We start from the raw sequence: 6,997 nt of genomic DNA, 5'->3' as shown, positions 1-6,997 counted from the left end.
GTGTATAAGAGACAGGTTCGGTACCGTGGTGTTCGGCACCCGCGTACAGGTGACCGGCGCGCTGGCCGTCGTCGCCGCGCACGCCGTCGGCGCGTACCCGTTCGTGACGCGGAACGTCGCCCCCCTCCTCGGCGGCCTCGACCCGCGACTCGTCGAGTCCGCGCGGACGCTCGGCGCGAGTCGCGTCCGGGCGCTCCTCGATATCGAGTTACCGCTCGTCGCCGCAGGCGTCGTCGCCGGCGCGGCGTTCGCCTTCGCCATCAGCATCGGCGAGTTCGACTCGACGGTCATCCTCGCGGAGGGGTCGAATAGTTACACGATGCCCGTCGCCGTCCAGCGCTACCTCGGAAGGCGACTCGGCCCAGCGACGGCGATGGGGTGCGTTCTCCTCGCGGTCACGGGTCTCAGCTTCGTCGTCATCGAACGCTTCGGCGGGCGGGCCGGCGGTCGCGGCGGATTCTGACCCTCCCATCCTGCGCGGCCGGCGTCGGTCCGTCTGACCTGTTGGTATCTCCACTCGAAACGAAGGGGTCGGGGTCAGTTCGGCGGATCGTGTCGGTCGGCCGGCAGACGTTTGCTGTCGGCGTCGGTATCTGCGTTGTCTCGCCGCAGGCGGGGCGCAACCATGTCTCGCGATACCCCATCCACCGAGCGGAACGAATCGACCGCCGAACGGGACGCCTACTGGTTCCGCACGGCGTCCGGGCCGCCGTACGACCCCCTCGAAACGGACGTGCGCGCGGACGTCGCCGTCGTCGGCGCCGGCATCCCCGGTCTCACGGCGGCGCTGGAACTCGCGGAGGCGGGCCGCGACGTCGCCGTCGTCGAACGCGAACGCGTCGGCGAGGGCGTCACCGCCCGGTCGTCGGCCAAGGTGACCTCCCAGCACGGCTTTCGGTACGCCGGCCTCGTCGACGAGTTCGGCGAGGAGACGGCCCGCGGGTACGCCGAGGCGAACGAGGCGGCCATCGACTACGTTGAACGCCGGTGCGAGGCCGCCGATATCGACACCGGGTTCCGCCGCCTCCCGGCGTACGTCTACACGGAGGACGACTCGAAGCGCGAGACGGTGGAGTCGGAGGTCGAAGCCGCCCGACGGGCCGGCCTGCCGGCGTCGCTGGTCGAGGAGGTGACCGTCTCCGAGGACGCCGTCGGCGCCGTCCGGTTCGACGACCAGGCGCAGTTCGACCCGCGGGCGTACCTGTTCGCCCTCGCGGACGCCGTCGTCGACGCGGGCGGCGAAATATTCGAGCGGACGCGGGCGACGGACCTCGATACGGGCGCGCCGCACCGCGTGCGGACCGAACGCGGGAACGTCGTCGCCGACGACGTGGTCGTCGCCACCCACTTTCCCGTCTTCGACCGCGGGGGCTACTTCGCCCGGCAGACGCCGAAGCACTCGTTCGTCGTCGGCGTTCGCGTCGCCGACCCGCCGACGGAGGCGCACTTCTACCGCGAGTCCGAACCCTACCTCTCGATTCGGTCGGCCGGGGCCAGCGCCGACGACGACCCGATAGTGCTCGTCGGTGGACAGAACCACCAGACTGGAAAGGGTGGGAGCACCAGCCAGCGGTACGAACGACTGGAACGACAGGCCCGCGAGCACTTCGAGGTGGAATCGGTCGAGTGTCGCTGGTCGACGCAGGACTTCACGCCCGTCGACGACCTACCGTACGTCGGCGAGATGGGCCCCGTCTCCGACGGCGTCTACGTCGCCACCGGTTTCGACGGGTGGGGGATGACGAACGGCACCGCCGGGGGACGAATCATCGCCGACCTGATCCGCGACGAACCGAACCCCCACGCCGACGTGTTCGACCCGAGTCGGTTCACCCCCTCGGCGGCGGGCGACTTCGTGAAGGAGAACGCGGACGTGGCGGCGTCGTTCGTCGGCGACTGGCTGACGAAACCGCGCGCCGAGGAGATGCGAAACCTCGACGTCGACGAGGCGACGGTGCTCCGCGACGGAGACGACGTCTGCGGCGTCTACCGCGACGCCGACGGCGACGTGCACGCCGTCTCGGCCGTCTGCCCGCACATGGGCTGTCTGGTCGAGTGGAACGACGGCGACCGGACGTGGGACTGCCCGTGTCACGGCTCCCGGTTCGACTACGAGGGCGGCGTCATCGACGGCCCCGCGGTCGAAGACCTGGCGTCCGAGTCGGACGACTGAGCGGGAGAGAAGACGACCGCAGTGGCGGAGAAAACGGCTCCAGCGGCGGTCCGGACCGCTACGGCGCGACGCCGACGGTCAGGAGCGTTCCGAGCGTGCGGTAGCGTTCGACCATCGCCTCGCGCGTCTCCCAGTCGTCCGTCGGGAACGCCTCGGCCGGCGGTATCTCGATGTCGCGGTCCGGGACGTTGTCCTGTTCGGCGACGTGCAGACCCGCCTCCCGGAACGCCTCGCGGTACTCCGGACCGGACCACCGCGTCATCTCGACGGAGATACGTTCCTGCCACTCGTGGGAGGCCTCGTTCTCCTCGTAGTAGTTCACCCCGCAGAAGAACGTCCCGCCGGGCGCGAGGATGCGGGCTATCTCTTCGAGGGTGTGCTCGGGGTCAGCGGCGTAGTAGAACGACTCCATCGAGAATACGTGGTCGACGCTGTCGTCCGCGAAGGGGAGTTCGTCGAAGTCGCCGACGAGAAATCCCACGTCGCCGAGTTCGGCGTCCGCTTCGGTCGTTCCGTCACCCTCGCCGTCGACGGTGTACGACCGGGCGTTGCGCGCCATCTCGGGCGCGCCGTCGAGGCCGTACACGCGGCCCGCACCCTTCGTCTCGCGGAGTGCGCGACCGGCGTACCCGCTCCCGCACCCGAGGTCTAACACCACGTCGCCGGGTTCGACCGGCATGCGCGCGAGGACGTGCTTGGCCGTGTGCCAGTGGCGGTCCTCCATCCCCTTGTCGCGGCCGTCCTCGGCCCACGCGTCGAACTCGTCTCTGACGCTCATATCCACCGCGTCGGCGTCGGACGACTAAACCTGTCGGATTTCGGGGCGCGGGGTCGGGGAGGCGACGTGGAGACGAGGAGGCGTCGTCGCGGTGTTCGACGTCGGGCCGCTTATACCGGGCCGTCGCCAGCATCGGGGTATGGTCGGAGTACGCCGTCGGTTCGCGCTCGCGGACACGGCCCAACAGGTCGTCGGGGGGTTCCTGCTGGCGGGACCGTTCGTCGTCACCGAGGAGGTGTGGAGCCTCGCGCGGAGCATGTCGACCGTGCAGGGAGCGCTCACCGCCGTCATCGTCCTCACTATCGGGTACGGCACGCTGTACAAGGCTGACGACAGAGACCCCGACAGGGAGAAGGACTTCCTCGGGATTCCGGTTCGGTTCATCTCGCTCATCCTCGTCTCCTACCTCTCGGTGCTCATCCTCGCGCTGGCGTTCGACGCGCCGGGAACGTTCCTCAGCGATATGGCCGCCAGCGGCGGGACCACCTTCCTCGGATTCCAGCGGGAGATGTGGGCGACGACGCTGAAAGCGACGAGCATCGGGTCCGTGTTCAGCGTCATCGGCGCGGCGACGGCCGACAGCGTGTTCTGAGGCGTCGCTCGGCGAGACGCGCCCGTCGGAAATCGGGGCCCCGCCGGCGACTTCTCCGTCCGGGAATCGTCGGACGGAACGGAGACCCACCCGCAATCTTAAGGTCGCTCGGTCGGAGTTCCCGACATGGATTACACCCTCGCCATCGAGAACGCCCCGGAGACGATTCCGGGCGGCACAGGTATTCTTCTCCTGCATCCGAGCATCGGCGAGACGGACCGTATCGACACCGACTTCCTGAAGACCGACACCGATCACTTTCTCGTCGTCTCCACTCGGACGACGGCCCGCGAGGTGGAGCAGAAACTCGAACACTACGACGTCGACGAGTCCCGTGCGGTCATCCTCGATACGCTCTCGGTCGAACGCGGCTACTCCCGGCGGAGTTCCGAGAACGTCCACTACGTCTCCTCGCCCGACGACTTGGACGGCATCGTCGAGCAAACGCGGAACTTCCTCGAATCCCACGAGGGGAAACTCCGCGTCAGCGTCGACTCCGTGACGGAGATGGCGTACTACGCCGACGTCGACGGCGCCTTCGAGGCCACGGAACGACTGCTCGACCTGCTCGACGAACACGACGCCGTCGGCCTGTTCCACCTCTCGAACGAAGTCCACGGCGAGGAGACGATAACGCGGTTCCGCGACCTGTTCGAGGGCGTCGTCGAACTCGACGTCGACGGCAGCGTCACCTGCGAGTTCTGAGGCGGACGCGGTGAGCGGTCGCAGGGAACGGCGTGACGGGAGCGACCGTGACGAGACGGCGCGTCACTCCTCGACGGTCTCTCCGTCCCCCTCGTCCAACCGTTCGAACGTCTTCTTCGCCCAGCGGACGCCGTAGGTCGGGCCGTACTCGACGTACGCCGCGGTGTCGAGGGCGGCGAACGGCGCCGGCAGGTCGAGGCCGTGTTTGACCGCCGAGCAGGCGTACTCCGTCGCCTCCGGGAAAGAGGTTCCCCCGCGGGCGACGGCGCGGGGCAGGGTGTCGAGGCGGCCGGTCAACCGCTCGCCGGCGTCGACCCACGCGCCGTGCAGTCTGGGGTGGTTCTCCTCCCAGGAGGCGAAGGTGTCCCGAGTCTGGAGGCCGAGCCACGCCTCGTACAGCGCCGCGGCTATCTGATAGACGTCGTTCGGGGGGAGGGGAACGGCGGCGTCGAGTTCGCGGTAGTGCTCGCCGAAGAAGGGGAGAAAGTGCTCGGGCGCATCCGTTCCTATCTGGACGAACGCCTCCGCGAACAGGAAATCGAGAAAGTCCGTCGGCGTCCCCTCGGCGCGCTTCTTGGCGATGACGGCCGGGGGGACGGTCTGTCGCGTCCAGACGACGGTACCGTCGCCGGGCATCCCGATGGTGAAGTCGCGGCCGGCGTAGCGGACGAGCAGCGCCGGCGCGTCGTCCGGGAGCCAGTCGGCGGGGTAGGATTTCGGGTCGAGCGAGTCGGTGACGAGGCCGAGGTCCTCCGCTGCGGCCGGCGGAATCGTCTCGAAGTCGGCGTCGGCCGAGAGGACGAGCGAGTCGGGCGCGTGTTCGTTGCGGACGGCGGCCACGTCCTCGGCGAGGTCGCGAGATTCGAACATGGTCCTCGTTCGAGCCCCGAACCCTTCAGGGGTGCGTTCGGCCGCGTCCGAGGCGTGCTCGATGGCCGGTGGCCGTCTCCGCTATCCGAACGCGAGGATTGCGAGAAGCGCGATGGCGAGGACCCCGGAGATGCCGACTGTACCGATGACGATCTTCGTCGCTTGGCTCATACTGTCACGCTGAGACCGCTGGCGCTTAAAGGCTTCAATATCGGCTAACGTCGTCTCGTTCGGTACCGCCGGACGGAGCGAGAAGAGGGGAACCGACGGCGGTCAGTCCGATCAATCCGACGCGGACCCGACGGTCGATTCGCGCGCGACGCGGAGCCACTTCCCGCTGTGGTACCGCGCGGCGTTGACGACGCCGCGGGCGTACATGTCGCCGAGGATGGCCGCGTAGACGGCCGGCAGACCCCAGCCGAGACCGGGTGCGACCGTCACTCCGAGCAGCGTGAGACCGAAGCCGACCGGGAGGGCCGCCGCGGCGACGGGAAGTCGGACGACGTACGTCCCGAGGAGCGCGCCGTAGAACGGCCAGCGCGTGTCGCCCGCGCCGCGGAGGGCGCCGCGCATCGTCCGCGAGACGCTGAATCCGGCGACGCCGAGACCGAACACGCGCACGAACGTCGCGGTGAGGGCGACGTCGCCCGCGCGGAACAACTGCGCCAGCCACTCCGCGCCGGCGAACAGCACGGCCGCGACGAGCAGTTGCGTCACCAGCGCGATGCGGAGCGTCTGCCAGCCGAACGCCGTCGCCTCCGCCTCGTCGCCGCCGCCGACGGACTGCCCGACGAGCGTCGAGGCGGCGGTCGAGTACCCCCACGCGGGCATGAGGGCGAGGAGCATCACGCGGCGACCGATGGCGTACGCCGCGACCACGTCGGTGCCGAGGACGCCGAGGACGAAGAGAAACGGGAACCGCCCGAACGTCCGCGAGAGACGCGTTCCCGCGAGCGGGAGACCGACGCGCACGATTTCGCCCGCGATGTCCCAGTCCCACTGCTTGCCGCCGAGTCGGAGCGCAATCGCCCGTCGTCCGGACACGAGGACGGCGAAGAAGATGACCGCCGCCAGCGCGTTAGCGGCGACGGTTCCCCACGCGGCCCCCTCGACGCCGAGTCGCGGCGCGCCGAACAGCCCGAAGATGAGGACGGCGTTGAGCACGACGTTCGTCGGGACGGTGAGTACGCGGACGTACATCGGCGTCCGCGTGTCGCCGACGCCGGCCAGAGCGCGGGCGGCGATCATGCTCCAGAAGCGGAACGCGACAGAGAGCATGACGATGCGGAGGTACGCGCTCCCGAGTCGTATGGCGGCCGGGTCGTTCGTCAGGAGGTCGACCAGCGGCGTCGCGTACACCCACCCGGCGACCGTGATGGGCGCCGAGAGGAGCAGCGACAGCCACAGCGACTGCTTGACGGCGAAGTCGGCGGCGTCGTGGTCGTCGGCGCCGACGAACCGCGAGACGACGCTGATGGTGCCGCTGGTCAGCGCGAGAGCGAGGCCGAACGGGATAAAGTAGTACTGAAAGCCGAGTTCGAGACCCGCGACGGCCGATTCGCCGAGCGCGATGCTCACCATCAGGAAGTCGGCGATTCTGAGCAGCGTCCGCATCCCGCCGGTGACCATCACCGGCACCGCGAGATCGAACGCCCGCGACCCCTTCTCGCGGTCGACGAGGCCGAGTCGGGCCAACAGCGCGGGAAAGCGCATCAGCGCGTCGTGGGCGCGGCGCTGGAGCGACGAGGACATGTCGGGGAGATGGACGAAACCCGTGTAGCCGTTCACCAACCGGCGGATAGGGCCGGTACCCGCCCGGTCGGCAGTTCCGTCCGAGAGCGGTCAAACGCCGAGTTCGACCGGACACGCAGGGGTTCGG

Annotated in this window: 8 protein-coding genes; 4 read left to right on the top strand and 4 right to left on the bottom strand. The window is 69.2% G+C overall.

Annotated elements, in window-relative coordinates:
• Positions 1-463, top strand: a 463-nt coding sequence (locus C474_RS10030) for an ABC transporter permease subunit (protein WP_152421645.1), incomplete at its 5' end; no start/stop codon positions are given.
• Between the two features lie 162 nt (positions 464-625).
• Positions 626-2,173, top strand: a complete 1,548-nt coding sequence (locus tag C474_RS10025; protein ID WP_008386430.1) for an FAD-dependent oxidoreductase — start codon at positions 626-628, stop codon at positions 2,171-2,173.
• Positions 2,174-2,231: 58 nt separating this feature from the next.
• Here the strand turns inward: C474_RS10025 and C474_RS10020 are convergent, their stop codons facing one another.
• Positions 2,232-2,951, bottom strand: a complete 720-nt coding sequence (locus tag C474_RS10020; RefSeq protein WP_008386412.1) for a class I SAM-dependent methyltransferase — start codon at positions 2,949-2,951, stop codon at positions 2,232-2,234.
• A gap of 139 nt (positions 2,952-3,090) precedes the next feature.
• On the opposite strand from C474_RS10020, the gene C474_RS10015 reads away from it, so the two are divergent.
• Positions 3,091-3,543 (top strand): DUF2391 family protein, encoded by a 453-nt coding sequence (locus C474_RS10015; protein ID WP_008386410.1) that lies wholly within the window; start codon positions 3,091-3,093, stop codon positions 3,541-3,543.
• Positions 3,544-3,669: 126 nt separating this feature from the next.
• On the top strand, positions 3,670-4,248 hold the full coding sequence (locus C474_RS10010; protein ID WP_008386408.1) for a DUF7090 family protein: 579 nt from the start codon (positions 3,670-3,672) through the stop codon (positions 4,246-4,248).
• 63 nt (positions 4,249-4,311) lie between these two features.
• Here the strand turns inward: C474_RS10010 and C474_RS10005 are convergent, their stop codons facing one another.
• The 3 genes from C474_RS10005 to C474_RS10000 form a co-directional block, all read right to left on the bottom strand.
• On the bottom strand, positions 4,312-5,118 hold the full coding sequence (locus C474_RS10005) for a DUF7089 family protein (protein ID WP_008386406.1): 807 nt from the start codon (positions 5,116-5,118) through the stop codon (positions 4,312-4,314).
• Positions 5,119-5,199: 81 nt separating this feature from the next.
• Positions 5,200-5,289, bottom strand: coding sequence for an adenosine deaminase (locus C474_RS23550; RefSeq protein ID WP_152421644.1), 90 nt, complete (start codon positions 5,287-5,289; stop codon positions 5,200-5,202).
• Positions 5,290-5,400: 111 nt separating this feature from the next.
• The gene (locus C474_RS10000; RefSeq protein ID WP_049916903.1) at positions 5,401-6,870 is read right to left on the bottom strand and encodes an MATE family efflux transporter; all 1,470 of its coding nucleotides are present in this window, start codon (positions 6,868-6,870) and stop codon (positions 5,401-5,403) included.
• Positions 6,871-6,997 lie beyond the last annotated feature (127 nt).

This window comes from Halogeometricum pallidum JCM 14848 (assembly GCF_000337095.1).
Lineage (GTDB): Archaea > Halobacteriota > Halobacteria > Halobacteriales > Haloferacaceae > Halogeometricum > Halogeometricum pallidum.
The sequence above is the reverse complement of the archived record's forward strand: the minus strand, read 5'-3'. Positions and strand labels throughout refer to the sequence as shown.

Coding starts and splice junctions, on each gene's coding strand:
- C474_RS10025 (WP_008386430.1), top strand. CDS start 626: ATGTCTCGCGATACCCCATCCACCGAGCGGAACGAATCGACCGCCGAA.
- C474_RS10020 (WP_008386412.1), bottom strand. CDS start 2,951: ATGAGCGTCAGAGACGAGTTCGACGCGTGGGCCGAGGACGGCCGCGAC.
- C474_RS10015 (WP_008386410.1), top strand. CDS start 3,091: ATGGTCGGAGTACGCCGTCGGTTCGCGCTCGCGGACACGGCCCAACAG.
- C474_RS10010 (WP_008386408.1), top strand. CDS start 3,670: ATGGATTACACCCTCGCCATCGAGAACGCCCCGGAGACGATTCCGGGC.
- C474_RS10005 (WP_008386406.1), bottom strand. CDS start 5,118: ATGTTCGAATCTCGCGACCTCGCCGAGGACGTGGCCGCCGTCCGCAAC.
- C474_RS23550 (WP_152421644.1), bottom strand. CDS start 5,289: ATGAGCCAAGCGACGAAGATCGTCATCGGTACAGTCGGCATCTCCGGG.
- C474_RS10000 (WP_049916903.1), bottom strand. CDS start 6,870: ATGTCCTCGTCGCTCCAGCGCCGCGCCCACGACGCGCTGATGCGCTTT.